The sequence below is a fragment of the Microbacterium aurantiacum genome (assembly GCF_031625015.1).
GTDB lineage: Bacteria > Actinomycetota > Actinomycetes > Actinomycetales > Microbacteriaceae > Microbacterium > Microbacterium aurantiacum.
This window is the reverse complement of the sequence record NZ_JAHWXH010000003.1, coordinates 143,909-160,531: the sequence shown is the minus strand read 5'-3', so window position 1 is coordinate 160,531 and position 16,623 is coordinate 143,909. Positions and strand designations below refer to the sequence as shown.

15 protein-coding genes are annotated in these 16,623 nt (G+C 71.1%); 6 read left to right on the top strand and 9 right to left on the bottom strand.

The window, feature by feature from the left end; all coding sequences use genetic code 11:
* Positions 1-12: 12 nt before the first annotated feature.
* Positions 13-3,612 (bottom strand): transcription-repair coupling factor, encoded by a 3,600-nt coding sequence (gene mfd / locus KZC50_RS13535; RefSeq protein ID WP_310892024.1) that lies wholly within the window; start codon positions 3,610-3,612, stop codon positions 13-15.
* 28 nt (positions 3,613-3,640) lie between these two features.
* On the opposite strand from mfd, the gene KZC50_RS13530 reads away from it, so the two are divergent.
* Positions 3,641-4,228, top strand: coding sequence for a hypothetical protein (locus KZC50_RS13530; protein WP_375294609.1), 588 nt, complete (start codon positions 3,641-3,643; stop codon positions 4,226-4,228).
* A gap of 21 nt (positions 4,229-4,249) precedes the next feature.
* On the opposite strand, the gene pth is transcribed toward KZC50_RS13530, so the two are convergent.
* Both pth and KZC50_RS13520 read right to left on the bottom strand, forming a co-directional pair.
* Positions 4,250-4,834: an aminoacyl-tRNA hydrolase gene (gene pth / locus KZC50_RS13525; protein WP_310892022.1), complete on the bottom strand. Its 585-nt coding sequence runs from the start codon at positions 4,832-4,834 to the stop codon at positions 4,250-4,252.
* A 71-nt stretch (positions 4,835-4,905) separates the two neighbouring features.
* On the bottom strand, positions 4,906-5,544 hold the full coding sequence (locus KZC50_RS13520; RefSeq protein ID WP_310892021.1) for a 50S ribosomal protein L25/general stress protein Ctc: 639 nt from the start codon (positions 5,542-5,544) through the stop codon (positions 4,906-4,908).
* A gap of 249 nt (positions 5,545-5,793) precedes the next feature.
* Here KZC50_RS13520 and KZC50_RS13515 point away from each other — a divergent pair, with 249 nt between their 5' ends.
* Positions 5,794-5,916, top strand: a complete 123-nt coding sequence (locus tag KZC50_RS13515) for a hypothetical protein (RefSeq protein ID WP_257730662.1) — start codon at positions 5,794-5,796, stop codon at positions 5,914-5,916.
* Here the strand turns inward: KZC50_RS13515 and KZC50_RS13510 are convergent.
* The 3 genes from KZC50_RS13510 to KZC50_RS13500 are packed head-to-tail and all read right to left on the bottom strand — an operon-like array spanning position 5,904 to position 9,160.
* The gene (locus tag KZC50_RS13510) at positions 5,904-6,947 is read right to left on the bottom strand and encodes a zinc-binding dehydrogenase (RefSeq protein ID WP_236968824.1); all 1,044 of its coding nucleotides are present in this window, start codon (positions 6,945-6,947) and stop codon (positions 5,904-5,906) included. The two genes, KZC50_RS13515 and KZC50_RS13510, sit on opposite strands and share 13 nt — an antisense overlap.
* Positions 6,948-6,963: 16 nt before the next feature.
* The gene (locus KZC50_RS13505; RefSeq protein ID WP_310892020.1) at positions 6,964-7,731 is read right to left on the bottom strand and encodes an SDR family oxidoreductase; all 768 of its coding nucleotides are present in this window, start codon (positions 7,729-7,731) and stop codon (positions 6,964-6,966) included.
* 40 nt (positions 7,732-7,771) lie between these two features.
* Positions 7,772-9,160, bottom strand: a complete 1,389-nt coding sequence (locus tag KZC50_RS13500; protein ID WP_301133578.1) for a GntP family permease — start codon at positions 9,158-9,160, stop codon at positions 7,772-7,774.
* A 173-nt stretch (positions 9,161-9,333) separates the two neighbouring features.
* Between KZC50_RS13500 and KZC50_RS13495 the strand changes: the two genes are divergently transcribed.
* Complete coding sequence (locus KZC50_RS13495; protein ID WP_082334776.1) at positions 9,334-10,029, top strand: FadR/GntR family transcriptional regulator; 696 nt, start codon at positions 9,334-9,336, stop codon at positions 10,027-10,029.
* On the opposite strand, the gene KZC50_RS13490 is transcribed toward KZC50_RS13495, so the two are convergent.
* Together KZC50_RS13490 and KZC50_RS13485 are read right to left on the bottom strand one after the other, a co-directional pair.
* Entirely contained in the window at positions 10,004-10,960 is a 957-nt protein-coding gene (locus tag KZC50_RS13490; RefSeq protein WP_310892019.1) for an NAD(P)-dependent oxidoreductase, read from the bottom strand. The genes KZC50_RS13495 and KZC50_RS13490 overlap by 26 nt on opposite strands.
* Before the next feature lie 8 nt (positions 10,961-10,968).
* A complete protein-coding gene (locus KZC50_RS13485) occupies positions 10,969-12,408 on the bottom strand; it encodes a gluconokinase (protein WP_310892018.1) in 1,440 nt (479 codons plus the stop codon).
* Positions 12,409-12,519: 111 nt separating this feature from the next.
* Between KZC50_RS13485 and eda the strand changes: the two genes are divergently transcribed.
* From eda to KZC50_RS13470, 3 genes are all read left to right on the top strand, one after another.
* Complete coding sequence (gene eda / locus KZC50_RS13480; RefSeq protein ID WP_375294608.1) at positions 12,520-13,170, top strand: bifunctional 4-hydroxy-2-oxoglutarate aldolase/2-dehydro-3-deoxy-phosphogluconate aldolase; 651 nt, start codon at positions 12,520-12,522, stop codon at positions 13,168-13,170.
* A gap of 62 nt (positions 13,171-13,232) precedes the next feature.
* Entirely contained in the window at positions 13,233-14,804 is a 1,572-nt protein-coding gene (gnd, locus tag KZC50_RS13475) for an NADP-dependent phosphogluconate dehydrogenase (protein WP_310892017.1), read from the top strand.
* A 68-nt stretch (positions 14,805-14,872) separates the two neighbouring features.
* The gene (locus tag KZC50_RS13470; RefSeq protein WP_310892016.1) at positions 14,873-15,862 is read left to right on the top strand and encodes an NAD-dependent epimerase/dehydratase family protein; all 990 of its coding nucleotides are present in this window, start codon (positions 14,873-14,875) and stop codon (positions 15,860-15,862) included.
* Between the two features lies 1 nt (position 15,863).
* Here KZC50_RS13470 and KZC50_RS13465 read toward each other — a convergent pair whose 3' ends face one another.
* On the bottom strand, positions 15,864-16,598 hold the full coding sequence (locus KZC50_RS13465; RefSeq protein WP_310892015.1) for an ABC transporter ATP-binding protein: 735 nt from the start codon (positions 16,596-16,598) through the stop codon (positions 15,864-15,866).
* Between the last annotated feature and the right edge of the window lie 25 nt (positions 16,599-16,623).

Here is a 16,623-nt window from a genome sequence, read left to right as displayed (position 1 = left end):
GACAGCGTACGCCTACCCCGCGGTCTGCTCCGGCTCCGGCCACAGCTGATCCAAGAGCTGCGCCACCCACGCCACCAGCGCCGCATCCGTGAGGATCGCGCCGTCCGCGGTCGGCAGCGGCACCACGAGCGCGTCGCCCCCGGCGAGGAGCTTCGCCTTCGGGTACAGGCGCTGCAGGCGCACGCGCATCGAATCGGGGAGGTTCGCGGGCGCGATCCGGAGGTTCGGGCCCATCGCCACGACGTCGGCGAGCTGGGCGCGCGCGGCCCGTCGGCGCAGGTGGGCGATCGAGAAGAGCCCCTCGACCTCCTCCGGCGGTGCGCCGTAGCGGTCGGCGAGTTCCTCGCGGACGAGGGCGATCGCGCCCTCCTTCGCGGTGGCCGACGCCGCGGCGGAGAGCTTCTGGTAGGCCTCGAGGCGGAGCCGCTCGCTGTCGATGTACGAGTCGGGGATGCGCGCCTCGACGGGGAGCTCCAGGCGCAGCTCGGCGGGCCCCTCGGTCTCCTCGCCGCGGAAGGTCGCGACGGCTTCGCCGATCATGCGCAGGTAGAGGTCGAAGCCGACCCCCGCGATGTGACCGGCCTGCTCGGCGCCGAGGAGGTTTCCCGCTCCGCGGATCTCAAGGTCCTTGAGCGCGACCTGCATCCCGGAACCGAGGTCGTTGTTGACGGCGATCGTCTCCAACCGATCGGCCGCCGTCTCGGACAGCGGCTTCTGATCGTCGTAGAGGAAGTAGGCGTAGGCGCGTTCGCGCGCGCGCCCGACGCGACCTCGAAGCTGGTGGAGCTGGCTGAGTCCGTACTTGTCGGCGCGGTCGATGATGATCGTGTTCGCGTTGGCGATGTCCAGACCCGTCTCGATGATGGTCGTCGAGACGAGGACGTCGGCCTTGCGCTCCCAGAAGTCGTCCACCACCTGTTCGAGCTGATGCTCGCCCATCTGCCCGTGCGCCACGGCGATGCGTGCCTCCGGTACGAGCTCGGCCAGATCGGCCGCCACCCGCTGGATCGACTGAACGCGGTTGTGCACGTAGAACACCTGCCCCTCGCGCAGGAGCTCCCGTCGGATCGCCGCGGCGATCTGCTTGTCGTTGCGCGCTCCGACGTAAGACAGGATCGGATGCCGGTCCTCCGGAGGGGTCGCGAGCGTGGACATCTCCCGGATGCCGGTGACGGCCATCTCCAGGGTCCGGGGGATCGGCGTCGCACTCATGGCGAGGATGTCGACGTTGGTCTTCAGCTTCTTCAGGGCATCCTTGTGCTCGACGCCGAACCGCTGCTCCTCGTCGATGATCATCAGTCCGAGATCCTTGAAGATCACCTTCTCGGTGAGGATGCGGTGGGTGCCGATGACCATGTCGATCGTGCCGTCGGCAAGGCCCGCGACGATCTCCGTGGCCTGCTTGTCGGTCTGGAAGCGCGACAGCGCCCGGACCTTCACGGGGAATCCGGCGAAGCGCTCGGTGAAGGTCTCGGTGTGCTGCTTGACCAGAAGCGTGGTGGGCACGAGCATCGCGACCTGTTTGCCGTCCTGGATGGCCTTGAAGGCCGCGCGCACGGCCACCTCGGTCTTGCCGAACCCGACGTCTCCGGAGAGCAGGCGGTCCATCGGGACCGGCTTCTCCATGTCGGCTTTGATCTCGTCGATCGTCTGGAGCTGATCGGGGGTCTCGGCGAAGGGGAAGGCCTCCTCCAGCTCCCGCTGCCAGGGCGTGTCTGGTCCGAACGCGTGACCCTTGGCCGACATCCGCGCCGAGTACAGCTTCACCAGCTCGACCGCGATGTCGCGGACGGCCCGGCGCGCCTTGCCCTTCGCGGCGGCCCAATCGCTGCCGCCCATCTTCGACAGCGTCGGCGCCTCTCCCCCTACGTAGCGCGAGAGGAGGTCCAACTGATCGGTGGGGACGAAGAGACGGTCCCCCGGGTAGCCGCGCTTGGACGGCGCGTACTCCAGCACGAGGTACTCGCGCGTCGTCTTCACCGCGTTGCGCCCCCCGGAGGAGACCTCCCGCTGAGTGAGCTCGATGAAGCGGCCGATACCGTGGGTGGCGTGGACGACGATGTCGCCGGGCTTCAGCTGCAACGGGTCGACGACGTTCTTCCGCCGCGATGCGAGCTTCTTCACCACCCGCTGGTCGCCGCCGATGGTCCGCCCGTAGAACTCCGACTCGGTGAGGACCGCCAGGCGCGCGTCGGCGACTTCGAAGCCACGCTCGAGTTCGGTCACGACCGCGTGGACGACCCCCGGCTCCGGGAGCTCGGCGAGATCGGACACCACGCGCGCGGCCGTGCCGTGCTCGGCCAGGACGTCGCGGGCGCGCTCGACGAGCCCCGCGCCGGAGGCGGCCACCACGACCCGCCAGCCGTCGGCGAGGAGCCCCGCGACGTGCTCGATCGCGCCGTCGACGTTGCCGTGGAAGGAGGGCACCGGAGCACCGGGCACACGGATGGTCGCCGACCGCTCCAGCGCGACGTCGATGTCGATGAGGCCCTCCGCGAGGGCATCCGCCGCTCCGGAATCGAAGGTGCTGAGGGTCCACCACACGTCCCCGCGCTCCGCGGCGGCGGCACGGAGAGCGGGAAGGGAGAGGAAATCGCCCGCTCCGAGATCGACCGGCGTCTTGGCCCCTGCCGTCGCCGCGCTCCACGCCGCATCGAGGAACTCGCGGTTCGTGTCGCTGAGCGTGATCGCCCGGGTGATGGCGCGCTCCGGCTCGACGAGCACGACCGCGGCCCGTTCGGGCAGATAGTCCGCGAGGCTCACCAGTCGATCGGCGACCGCGGGCAGGAGCGACTCCATGCCCTCCACGGGAATGCCCTCGGACATCTTCTCCAGCATCGACCGCAGGCCCGGGAACGACTCCGTCAGACCCGCCGCGCGCTCGCGCACGGCGTCGGTGAGCAGCAGTTCGCGGCTGGCGATGAGGGCGACCTCCGCGATCTCCCCGGGGAGGGAGCGCTGATCGGCCACGGAGAACGCGCGGATCTGATCGACCTCGTCGCCGAAGAACTCCACGCGGAAGGGGTGTGCCGCCGTCGGCGGGAAGACGTCGAGGATTCCACCGCGCACGGCGAACTCGCCCCGGCGGGACACCATGTCCACGCGGTGGTACGCGAGTGTCACCAGCTCGCGCGCCACGTCGGCGAGATCGTGGGCGCGGCTCCCCGCCGTCAGCACCACGGGGCGGATGTCGGTGAGCCCGGCGGCCAGCGGCTGGACCGCGGCCCGCACGGAGGCGGTGATCACCAGCGGCGTGGTCCCGGACCACTCCGCGATCCGCCCGAGGGCCTCCAGACGTCGGCCGACGATCTCGGCACTCGGGCTCAGCCGCTCGTGCGGGAGGGTCTCCCACGCGGGGAAGTGCAGCATCTCGGCGCCGGGCACGAGGGAGCGCAGCGCCGGACCGAAGGATTCCGCGCGGCGCCCGGTGGGGGCGATGACGAGGACGACGGGCGGGTGTCCCGCCGCGCGTCGTCGTTCGAGGAGAGCGGCGACGAGGGGGGCGTCCAGGCCTTCGACGAGCGAGAAATCGGCGTCCACGGATGCCGCGGCGACGGCATCCCGAAACGATTCGGCCTGTTCGAGGGCGCGGAGGATCCCGGGAACTGTCACCGCAGAAGTCTACGGGGCCGCGCCTAGGATGAGAGCCGTGAGCGACCAGATCCCCTCTCCCCCGCCCGGCCCGACGCCCGCACCCTCGGGCGCGGACGCGGGGGGCGGGCGGTACGCACCGCCCCCCGGGTACGCGCTCGCCCCGGCACCGGTCGCTCCCTACGGCAATCCGCTGCGTCCGTCCGACTCCCCGTACGGCGTCCCCGCGGCCGCCGGCCCGCCGCCCGCGGCCGCCGCGACGCTCGGCATCATCGCCTTCGTGCTCTCCCTCGTCGCCGCCGTCGGCACCTCGATCGTGGCGGCCGTGGCCGCGTACCGGGTCGGTCTCGGCGCCGGACGCCGCCTCTTCGACGACGTGGTGGTCGGTTCCTTCGACTGGTCCTTCCTCACACCCGTGCGCGGGGACGTGCTGTGGACGGAAATCGCCTTCTGGACCGGCACGGCGCTCGGCATCTGGGCCCTTGTGCAGGGCATCATCGCCATCGTGAAGCGGCGAGGACGGGGCTTCGGCATCGCCGCCGTCGTCATCGCCTGCCTCGGTCCCGTGGTCTTCGGGGTCGTCGTGCAGAGCCTCCTCGCCGCCGGGCTGGCGGCGGGCACGGGCCTGACCGGCTGACCTTACCGCGGCGCGATCTCGTCAGGGACGCGGCGCGTGATGCTTCTGCTGCGCGGCCACCAGACCCGCATCCACGATGTCCTCGACGGCGTCGGCGGCTTCGGAGACGTGCAGCGGCAGGTTCGCGCGCTCGGCGGCGGAGAACGGGTCCAGCACCCAGTCGGCGGGGTCCTGGCGTCCCGGCGGGCGGCCGATTCCGACGCGCACGCGGACGAAGTCAGGGCTGCTGAGCGCCTTCGCCACATCGCGCACGCCGTTGTGTCCGCCGTGCCCGCCGCCGGTCTTGAGCTTGAGCGTGTCGAACGGGATGTCGAGCTCATCGTGCACGACGATGGTCCGCTCCGGGTCCACGCCGTAGAAGCGCGCGAGCCCGGCGACCGGTCCGCCCGAGACGTTCATGAAGCTGTTGGGCTTGCCGAGGACGAGCTTCGCCGCACCAGGACGCAGCCAGGTCTCCGCGACCCGGGCACCGGCCTTGTGCGCGCGGAACGCCACACTGCGTCGCGCGGCGAGCTCATCGAGGACCATCTGGCCCACGTTGTGCCGGGTCGCCTCGTACCGCGGACCGGGATTGCCCAGTCCGATGACCAGCCAGGTCTCCGCCATCACCCACCCCCTCTACGCGACGACCCGCCCGCGACGATGTCGGGGGCGGGTCGCTGCGTGATGAAAAGTCCTTACTCGGACGCGCCTTCGGCCTCGGCCTCTTCGGCCTGCTCGGCGGCGACCTCGGCGTCAGCCTCGGCGATCTCCTCTTCGGCGGCGAGGGTGTCGACCGGGACCGAGACGGCGACGATGAGCGTCTCACCGTCGACGGCGAGGCTCGCGCCCTTCGGGAGCGTGAGGTCGGCGGCGGTGATGTGCGTGCCGTCCTCGAGCCCCTCGACGTCGACCTCGACGTTCTGCGGGATGTGGGTGGCCTCCACCTCGAGGGCGATCGTCGCGGCGTCGAGGTTGGCGATGGTGCCGGGGAAGGGCTCGCCCACGACGACGACGGGGACGTCGACCTGGACCTTCTCGCCCTTCTTGACCACGAGCAGGTCGATGTGCTCGATGATCTGGTGCACCGGGTCCTTCTGCACGTCCTTGACGAGCGTGAGGTGCTGCGTGCCGTTGACGTCGAGCTCCAGCAGGGCGTTCGCGCGACGGATCAGCAGCGACACCTGGTGCCCGGGGAGGGCGACGTGCACGGGGTCGGTTCCGTGACCGTAGATGACGGCGGGGATCTTGCCGGCGGCGCGGAGGCGGCGGGCGAAGCCCTTTCCGAAGTTCTCGCGAAGCTCGGCGTGGACCTTGGTGTCGGTCTCAGTCGACATGTTCTCTCCTCACGGGCATGGCCCGTCTTGATCGAGGGCCCGCGCGTGCGGCCGGCCCAGGGGTCTGCGGGGATCTCTCGTCGCTCTCGCGCACGTGAGGCACGCCGACAGCCTGCGCCACCCGCGTCGATCACGGTGACCGCACCCGCACCTGCGGGCGTCGGTCTCCCTCGCCGAGGATCCAAGGATCCACTCTACCAGCGCCGCCGGTAGCATGGAGGACGCCCCCTAGCTCCCGGAGGAACACCCATGGAATACGGATTCGCCTCGCACCTCGTCCTGTGGTCGATCGTCGCCCTCAGCGCGGTGGGACTCGTGGCCACGCTGGGAGCGTCGTGGGCGATGGTGAAGGGCGCGGCCTACAAGGACTGAGCGCCGGCCGCCGGAGTGTCCCCCGGCCAGACGGCGACGACGACCTTCCCCGACCGCTCGGAATCCCGCGCGACGGCGAACGCGCCTTCTGCGTCGTCGGCGGGGAGGACGTGGGTGATCACCTGCTCGATCTCCGGACGCCGGTCGAGCAGGTCGACTGCCGCATCGATCTCCTCCGCGAAGCGGAACGTCCCGACGAACGTCACCTCCTTCGAGATGAAGGGGGCGAGATTGACCGGTCGCGCCTCGTCGGGAACCATGCCGACCTGCACCACGACCCCGCGCGGACGCACCGCGGCGAGGGCCGCCGAGATGGATGCCGCGACGCCGGAGCATTCGAGCACCACATCGTAGGAGCCGGCATCCAGCGTCTCGGCCGAGACGTCGACGACGCGGTCGGCACCGAGGGCCGAGGCCCGAGCGAGCGGCCCCGGGAGCACGTCCGTCGCGGTCACCGAGCCCGCACCCGCGTCGATCGCGGCAGCGACGGCCAGCAGACCGATCGGGCCGGAGCCGGTGACGAGGACGCGCGCACCCGAGACCTCCCCCGCACGGGACAGGGCGTGCAACGCCACGGCGAGCGGTTCCGCGAGGACCGCGCGACGCACGGGCAGGGACCCCGGGAGGACGCGGACCATCGCGCGATCGACCACGAGGTGCTCGGCGAGCCCTCCCTGGGTGTGCGGCCACGTGGATGCGCTCCCCAGGTAGGCCCCGTTTGGCCACAGGTGCGGGGCGTCCGGCAGGGACGGTGCCGGGTCGCCGAAGGTCGCCGGATGAACGGTGACGGGCGTTCCGGCGGGCCAGCGACCGGAGGGATCCCGGTCGATCCGCCCCGACACCTCGTGACCGGGGATGAGGGGTTCGCGCACGACGTACGCGCCGTTCGCGCCCTCGAAGTAGTAGTGCAGGTCAGACCCGCAGATCCCGACGTAGTCGATCCGGACGCGCACCTGGTCGGGGCCGGGTTCGGGGGTGTCGACCTCGCGGACGACGAGGGTCTGCCGGGCGTCGATGAAGGCGGCGCGCATGGGGGTCCTTTCGGGATCAGACGACGGCGGTCATCCCGCCGTCGACGAAGAGGTTCTGTCCCGAGACGAAACTCGAGGCATCGGAGACGAGGAAGAGGAGGGCGCCGTCGAGCTCGGCGAAGTCGCCCCAGCGCCGCGCGGGCGTCCGCTCGGTGAGCCAGGCGGTGAACGCCTCGTCCTCGACGAGGGCCGCGTTCATCTCGGTGGCGAAGTAGCCCGGCGAGAGGGCGTTGACCTGGATGCCGTGGCGAGCGAGGTCCGCGGCCATGCCCTTCGTGAGCTGGGCCACCCCACCCTTGGACGCGGAGTACGGGGCGATGGTCTGGCGGGCGAGGTGCGACTGGACGGACGCGACGTTGACGATCTTCCCCGAGCCGCGGGCGATCATCGCCGGAGCGACAAACCTTGAGACGTAGAACACCCCGGAGAGGTTGGCGGCGATCACGTCGTCCCAGTCCGAGACCGCGAAGTCCTGGATGGGCGCGCGGCGCTGAACGCCGGCGTTGTTGACGAGGATGTCGGGGGTGCCGACCTCCTCGAGGAGCGCGGAGACGCCGCGCTCAACGGCCGCGGCATCCGTCACATCGAACGCCACCGCGTGCGCCGGCCGACCGGACAGCGCCTCCGCCTCGGCGCGCGTGCGCTCGACCGCGGCCGCGTCGCGACCGTGGACGACCACGCGGGCTCCGGCGCGGGCAAGCGCCAGAGCAAGGGAGCGGCCGAGACCCCGGGAGGATCCGGTGACCAGCGCGAGCCGGTCGGAGACATCGAAGAGCGAGGACATGGATTCTCCCGGGGTCGAAGGCGGTGGGTGGGGCGCCGGATCAGAGCATCGAGCCGACGGCGAACACGATGAGCACCAGCCCGAACGCGAAGACCGATTCGATCGCCTGCTGCACGGTCCAGGTCTTCAGAGTGGTCTTGACGTCCATCCCCATGAGGCGACCGACCAGCCAGAAGCCGGAGTCGTTGACGTGACCGGCGAACACGGAACCGGCGGCGGTCGCAAGGGTGATCGCGGCGATCTGGACGGGGTTGAAGTCGCCGGCGATGACGGCCGGAGCCGCCAGTCCCGCAGCCGTCACGAGGGCGACGGTGGCCGAGCCCTGGGCGAGACGGATGACGACGGCGATGATGTAGGCCGCGACGATGATCGGCAGGCCGAGGTCCGCGAGCGAGTCGGCGAGCGCGTCGCCGATGCCGGACGCGCGGAGCACCGCACCGAACATGCCACCGGCTCCGGTGATGAGGATGACCGAGGCCACGGGGCCGAGGGCGGAGTCGACGATCTTCTCGAGCGCCGTGCCGTTCTCACCGCGGCGACGGCCGAGGACCACGATCGCAACGAGGACGGTGATGAGGAGGGCCACGGCGGAGTTGCCGAGCAGGACCAGCACCTGCACCCACGTGCTGTCGATCGAGACGAAGCCCGCGGAGGCGAGGGTCGTGAGGCCCGTGTTGAGGAAGATCAGGAACATCGGCAGCAGGAGCAGGAGGATGATCGTCCGCGGCTTGGGCGGGTTGGTCGGCTGGTCCTCGTCGAGCTCTCCGAAGAGGTTCGGCACGGGGAGCGGGATGCGCGCGGCGATGAACTTCCCCCACAGGTAGCCGGAGACGTACCAGACCGGGAAGGCGATGACGAGGCCGATGAGCAGGACGATGCCGAGGTTCGCTCCGTAGAGCTCGGACGCCGTGACGGGCCCGGGGTGGGGCGGCAGGAAGACGTGCATCACCGAGAACGCGGCGGCGGCGGGGATGCCGAACAGCAGGACGTTGTTCTTCGACACGCGCCGGGCGATCGCGAAGATGATCGGCAGCATCATGACCAGGCCCGCGTCGAAGAACATCGGGAATCCGAGGATCAGCGAGGCGATACCGAGGGCGAACGGCGCGCGCTTCTCGCCGAAGACCTCGACGAACTTGTCGGCGAGAGCCTTGGCGCCTCCCGAGTGTTCGATCAGCCTCCCGAGCATGGCGCCGAGCGCCACGAGGAGGGCGACGGTGCCGAGCGTGGCGCCGAACCCTCCGGTCAGGGTCGTCGCGATCGCACCGATCGGCACACCCGCGACGAGCGCGGTGAGCAGCGACACGATGATCAGCGTCAGGAAGGCGTGCACCTTGAAGACGATGATCATCACGAGGATGAGCGCGATCGCGCCGGCAGCGATGCCGAGCAGCGGCAGGGTCCCCAGGGTCTGGGTCCAATCTTCCATCGAGATCTCCGTTGATGAGAGGAATGGGAGCACCCCCCGGGGGGTCCGTGCTCCCGCGTTAGGATTCGAGCGGTGTCGGCGCGAACCGCGGGGGCACGTCGACGACCGTGAGCATCCTCACACAAAGATCGTATCTTTGGCAACATGTCGTCATACCTTTTGGAAGGAGCGGCGTGGCCCAGGCATCCCACGGACCGGTGCTCGACGCACTCGGCGTCCGCATCGCATCCGGCGCCCTCGCGCCGGGGTCCGTCCTGACCCTGGCGGGCCTCGAGACGGAGTACGGCGTGTCGCGCACCGTGATCCGCGAGGCCGTGCGCGTGCTCGAGGCGATGGGGATGCTCTCCTCCCGGCGCCGTGTGGGCATCACGGTGCGCCCCGTCGCGGAGTGGAGCGCGCTGGACACGCGGCTGATCGATTGGCAGTTGCGCGGACCCCGCCGGGATCAGCAGCTCATCGTCGTCACGGAGCTGCGCGCGGCGATCGAACCCATCGCCGCCCGGCTGAGCGCGCAGCGCGCGTCCGACGTCCAGCGCGCCGAGATCGTGCGCCTCGCCGCGCGCCTGGAGGAACTCGGCAACGCCGGCGAGGGGGCGTCGGAGGAGTATCTCGACGTCGACGTCGCCTTCCACGACCTCATCCTCGACGCCAGCGGCAACCTGATGCTCGCCGCGACGAAGGCACCCATTGCCGCGGTCATCGCCGGGCGCTCGCACCTGGGCCTGACTCCCGGCGTCCCCTACTCCGAAGCGCTGCACAACCACGTGGCGACCGCCGATGCGATCGCCCGAGGAGACGCCGACGGCGCCGAGCTGCACACGCGTCGCTACGTCGAAGCGGTCCTCAGCGAGGTGCGCGGCGTGCGCTGACCAGCCCCTCCGGCTCCTCGCCTCGGACGAGGGCGATCACCGCTGCGACCGTCCCCTCGGCCATGCGGGTGACGGCCTCGGCGGTGTGCCCCGCACTGTGGGGCGTGGAGACGACCCGCGGATGCCCGATGAGAGGCGACGCCGAGGGCGGCTCGCTCTCGTACACGTCCACGGCGACCGCGTGCAGCCGACCGGCGTCGAGGGCGGCGCGCGCCGCCTCCTCGTCGAGGATCCCGCCGCGCGCGGTGTTGATCACGATGCCCCCGGGGGGGAGCATCGCGAGTCTCGTCGCGTCGAGGAGGTGCCGCGTCGTGGGGACCAGCGGCACGTGCACACTCACGACGTCGCTGGTCGCGCACAGGTCATCCAGCGCCCGCGGCGTGACGCCGGCCGCGGCCATCTCCGCATCGGGCAGGAGCGGGTCCCACGCCGAGACGCGCATGCCGAGCCCTCGCGCGAGCGCCGCGACGTGACGGCCGATCGCCCCGAAGCCCAGAACGCCGAACGACCGGCCCCCCAGCTCGATCCCGCGTCCCCGCGGCCACTTCCCCGCGCGCACACCGGCATCGAGGATCGGGATGCCGCGCGCCGCCGCGAAGGCGAGGGCGATCGCCATCTCGGCCACCGCGGCCGCATTCGCTCCGGCGGTGCGCGTCACCGCGACTCCGCGGGCATGCGCCGCGTCGAGGTCGACGTTGTCGACGCCCGCGCCGTAGCGCGCGATGAGGCGGAGGCGATCCGCGCCCGCGAGGGCGGCGGCGTCGAAGTCGTCGAGGCCGGCGATCACCGCATCCACGCCGACGAGGGCGTGCGCGACCTCGACGGAGGTGAGCGGCCGCCCGGCGTCATTGAAGACCAGCTCGGCATCCAGATCCCGCAGCGGCGCCAGTGCCGGATGGTCGCGGTCCGCGCTCAGGGAGGTCGGCGTCACCAGGACCCTCATGCCCGCCCCTCCGCCCCGGGGAGGCTCCGGGTGTACTGCTCGAGGTAGCGGGCGAATCCGGTGTCGTACTGTGAACGCCGCGCGGGATCGGGGTGCAGGATCTCCGGCTCGGCGGCGTCCAGCGCCGGGTGCGTCTGCGGGAGCCCCGACGCGCGAAGGCCCATCCGGACGGCGCCGGTGATGGAGCTGTGCTGGCGCGGGGAGACCTCCATCGGCACCCCGAAGACGTCTACGGTCAGTCGTGTCCAGAACGGGGACGACAGCACCCCTCCCGACAGCACGATCCTGCGCGGGGCCCCGTTCAGCGCGGTGAGCTCCTTGAAGCAGTGGTACAGCGAGAAGACGATCCCCTCCAGAACCCCCTGGTACATGTCCACGCGCGAATGCTGGGGGCGCAGCTCCACCAGCCCGCCGCGTCGCTGGTCCTGCCAGCCGGGGCTGCGTTCGCCGAACAGGAACGGGAGGAAGACCGGGACGTCCTCGCGGTCCGCGGAGAGCTGCGGCTCGATCTCCGCGTAGTCGGTCGATGCGCCGAAGAGGCGCTCGCGCGCCCAGTCGACGCAGTTGCCGCACCCGGAGGTGGCCGCACCGCTGAGCGCACCGAGCGGTGAGCGGTACGACCAGGTGCTGAGGGTCGGCGACAGCGACGGATGCCGCGTGGAGAAGCGCAGAGCCCCGCTCGTCCCCATCGAGAAGGTCATGTCCCCCGGTTCGGTGGCGAGGTCGCCGATCTGGCTGAGACCGCCGTCCGGCCCCGGGGTGAGGACGGGGATCCCCGGGCGGAGCCCCAACAGCACCGCGGCTTCCGCGGTGAGCGGGAAGGACTCGTCGGGGGCGCAGAGCGGGGGAAGCTCCACGCCCGCGAGGCCGAGACGGTCGATGACCTCGGGATCCCAGTCGACGGTGTGCGCGTTCAGCAGCCCGGTGCCCGAGGCGAGGGAGGCGTTCATCCGCACCTCGCCGGTCAGCCGGGCGAACACCAGCGTGGGTTGGTCCAGCATCCGTCGGCCGGCGAGCGCCACTCCCGTCTCGGCGAGGTGGCGGAGCTTGAAGGCGGGATAGACGGCGTTGACCATGCACCCGGTGCGCTCGTGGAACCACCAGGTGAAGTCGGCGTCGGCGCGGAGACGCGCGCAGAGATCCTGCGCGCCGGTGTAGGGCCATTCCATCACCGGAGTGACCGCCGACAGGTCCGCCTCGCGGAGCGTCAGTCCATGCCACGTGCCACTGAGGACGATGAGATCGACGGGACGTCCGGATGCCGCCTGCCGGCCGAGCGCCATGAGTTGGGTGTAGACGGCGTCGCCGTCGCGGACCGCACTGTCGGGACCGTCGACCTCGAACCGGCGGCTGCGGACGGAGGTCTCGCCGCTCTCGGTGTCGAACAGCATCGTCTTGGCCGAGGTCGTGCTGGCCTCGAGGGCGAGAATGAGCATGGTGTCCTGATCCGTCGTCGGGAGGGCAAGGGCGGCGCATCGTCGCCGCGCGGCCAATGATATGATCATTTCGCCTTCCGCGCGAGACCGCTCGAGCGGACGAAGGAGATGATGTTGTCCCCCGTGTTCGCCGACCTCGCCCGTCACCGCGTCGTTCCCGTGGTCACCGCCCGCACCGCCGAGGAGGGGCTTCGCATCGCCGACGCCCTCGCCGAGGGAGGGCTGCCGGTCGCGGAGATCACGTTCCGCACCGCCGCCGCGGCCGACGCCATCGCCGCGGTCGCCCGGGAGAGCGGCGTCCTCGTCGGTGCAGGCACGGTGCTGCGCGCCGACCAGGTCGATGAGGCCGTGGACGCCGGCGCACGCTTCGTCGTGTCACCGGGAACGAGCGCGGAGGTCATCGAGCGCTGCCGGCATCACGGCATCCCGGTCCTCCCCGGAGCGGTCACCGCCACCGAGGTGCAGACGGCGCTCGCCCTGGGCGTCGATGCCGTGAAGTTCTTCCCCGCCGCGACATCCGGCGGCATCCCCGCCCTCCGCGCCCTCGGCGCCCCCTTCTCCGGCCTCGGATTCGTCCCCACCGGCGGCATCGACGAGGCCACCGCCCCCGAATACCTCGCGGTGCCCTCGGTCCTCGCCGTCGGCGGCTCGTGGATGCTGCCCGCCGACGCGATCGACGCCGGCGACTGGGACCGCATCACAGACCTCACCCGCCGGGCCGTCACACGCACCCGGAGCCCCGAGGACACCCCACTACGCTAGGACCGGTCCCGGGAGCAGCCCCTGACGCTGCGGATGCCCGGTCGGCACGCACGAGGAGAGGTATGAACACCACCAGCACGAGCAACGACCACGACGAGGCGCCGGGTTCGGCCGATCTCCACGAGGGCGCTCCGGCGCCGGAGGACGTTCCCCGCCCCGCCCCCGAGCCGACCGGGACCGATCACCCCGCCGAGGCGCGCGCGAACATCGGCGTGGTGGGTCTTGCGGTCATGGGATCCAACCTCGCCCGGAACCTCGCGTCGCGCGAGGGGAACGTCGTCGCGGTCTACAACCGTTCCCGTGCCAAGACCGACGAGCTCGTCGCCGATCACCCGGAGGCCGGGTTCGTGCCCGCCTTCTCGTACGACGAGTTCGCCGCGAGCCTCGTCCGTCCCCGCACCGCGGTGATCATGGTCAAGGCCGGCGGCCCCACGGATGCCGTCATCGACGCGCTCGTGGAGGTGTTCGAGCCGGGTGACATCATCGTCGACGGCGGCAACGCCCTGTTCAGCGACACCATCCGCCGCGAGAAGGCCGTGCGCGACACGGGCATCAACTTCGTCGGCATGGGCGTCTCCGGCGGCGAGGAGGGGGCGCTGCTCGGCCCGTCCCTCATGCCCGGCGGCTCGGACGAGTCCTGGATCACGCTCGGACCGATCCTCCGCTCGATCGCGGCCGTCGCCGAGGGCGAGCCCTGCGTGACCCACATCGGACATGACGGTGCCGGCCACTTCGTCAAGATGGTGCACAACGGCATCGAGTACGCCGATATGCAGCTGATCGCCGAGGCCTACGACCTCATCCGCCGCGGGACCGGCAAGAGCCCCGCCGAGATCGCGGACGTCTTCGCCGAGTGGAACCGCGGCGAGCTGGAGTCCTACCTGATCGAGATCACCGCCGAGGTCCTCCGCCAGGTCGACGCCGAGACGCAGAAGCCCCTCGTGGACGTCATCCTCGACCAGGCAGGCGCCAAGGGCACCGGCGCGTGGACCGTGCAGACCGCGCTGTCGCTCGGTGTTCCGGTCTCCGGCATCGCCGAGGCCACCTTCGCCCGCTCCCTCTCCAGCCACCCCGAGCAGCGCTCCGTCTCGCGCGACCTCCCCGGCCCCGCCGACGCGCTCGACGTCGCCGACGCGGACGCATTCATCGAGGAGGTACGCCTGGCCCTCTACGCATCGAAGATCGTCGCGTACTCCCAGGGGTTCGACGAGATCCGCGCGGGAGCGGCCGAGTACGGGTGGGACATCGACCTCGGTGCGGTGTCGAAGATCTGGCGCGGCGGATGCATCATCCGCGCCCAGTTCCTCAACCGCATCGCCGACGCCTACGCCGCGACCCCCGACCTTCCGGTGCTGCTGACCGCACCGTACTTCGTCGAGGCCCTCGGCCGCGGCCAGGACGCGTGGCGCCGCATCGTGCAGACCGCCGCCGGGGCCGGCATCCCCGCCCCCGCGTTCTCGTCCTCGCTGGCCTACTACGACGGACTCCGCGCCGAGCGCCTGCCCGCCGCGCTCATCCAGGGTCAGCGCGACTTCTTCGGCGCGCACACCTACAAGCGCATCGACAAGGACGGCACCTTCCACACCCTGTGGTCCGGCGACCGCACCGAGATCGAAGCCGAAGACACCCACTGAGCCGTCCCCGGCTTCGTCGACGCCCGCCTCCGCCCCGCGCGAGGCGGGCGTCGCGTTAGGGTCGGACGATGGCGAGCATCCTCTTCATCGGCGGGACCGGGATCATCAGCGCGGCGTGCGTGCGGGCCGCAGTGGCCGTCGGACACCGGGTGACGGTGATGAATCGCGGGCTCGGCAGCCGCACGATCCCGGAGGACGTCGAGCGCTTGGACGCGGATGTGCGTGACCGCGACGCCGTCCGCGCGGCCGTGGCGGGGCGTCGCTTCGACGTCGTCGCCCAGTTCCTGGCCTTCACACCGGACCAGGTGCGCGCCGACGTGGAGCTGTTCGAGGGACGGTGCGACCAATACGTCTTCGTCAGCTCCGCGTCGGCCTACCAGACGCCGCCCTCGCGGCTTCCGGTCACGGAGTCCACTCCGCTGCGGAACCCCTTCTGGCAATACTCCCGCGACAAGATCGCCTGCGAGGACCTGCTGGTGGAGGCGTACCGCGAGCGCGGGTTCCCGGTGACGATCATCCGCCCGTCGCACACATACGACGAGCGCGCACTGCCGACCCTCGGCGGCTGGACCGACATCGCGCGGATGCGGGAGGGGCGACCCGTCCTCGTCCACGGGGACGGCACGAGCCTGTGGACGATCACCCACAGCGACGACGTCGCGGTCGCCGTCACCGGTCTGCTCCGCCATCCCGCCGCGCTCGGCGAGGCGTTCACGGTCACCGGCACCCAGGCCCCCACTTGGAACGCGATCTACGGCTGGCTCGCCGACGCGGCCGGTGTCGCGCATCCGGACCTCGTCCATGTCGCGTCCGAGACGATCGCGGCGGCGGCGCCCGAGATCGGTCCGACGCTCCTCGGCGACAAGGCGCACTCGATGGTGTTCGACGTGTCGAAGGTGCAGGCGCTCGTGCCCGCGTTCCAGACGACCGTCACCTTCGACGAGGGCGCGCGCCGCATCCTGGAGTACTTCGACGCCCACCCGGAGGTTCAGGAGAGGGATGCCGACCACGACGCCCTGTCGGACCGCCTGGCCGCGCACGCCCGCGCCGTGGTGTGACTCAGCCGCGCTGCTCCCGCACCACACCGCGCTCGAGCCGCAGGCGACGGTGCGCCCTTCGAGCCACGGCGGAGTCGTGCGTGACGACCACCATCGTGAGCCCCTCGGCACACAGGCCCTCCATCAGCTGCAGGATCTCGTCCCGCGTTCGCTCGTCGAGATTCCCCGTCGGCTCGTCGGCGAGGAGGACCCTCGGCTTCTTCACGAGCGCGCGCGCGATCGCCACACGCTGTTGCTGACCGCCGGAGAGTTCACCGGGTCGATGGTCCGCGCGCTCGGCGAGGTCGACCTGCGCCAACGCCGCGCGGACCCGTTCTTCCCGCTCGGCACGCGCGAGTCCCAGCGGCTCGAGTCCGACGTCGACGTTCTCCGCCGCGGTGAGGGTGGGGATGAGGTTGAACGCCTGGAACACGAACCCGATGTCCTGCGCTCGGATGCGCGCGAGCGCGGCGCGGGACTCGCGTGCCAAGTCCGCTTCTCCGAGGAGGACACGCCCCGATGTCGGGGAGTCGAGGGCACCGAGAATCTGGAGAAGGGTTGATTTCCCCCCTCCGGTCGGCCCCTGGACCGTCGCGAACTCGCCCGCGGCGATCGTCAGGTCCACAGCGTCGAGGGCGGTGACCGATCGCCCCTTGCCGGTGTAGACACGGGTCACCCCCTCCAGTCGGTACACGGGGGTGGTCTCGTGCTCGCGGGCGTCGGATACGGTCAGGTCGGGCTGCAACGTGTCGGACATGGGGAGGTCTCCTGTTCGGGGGTGT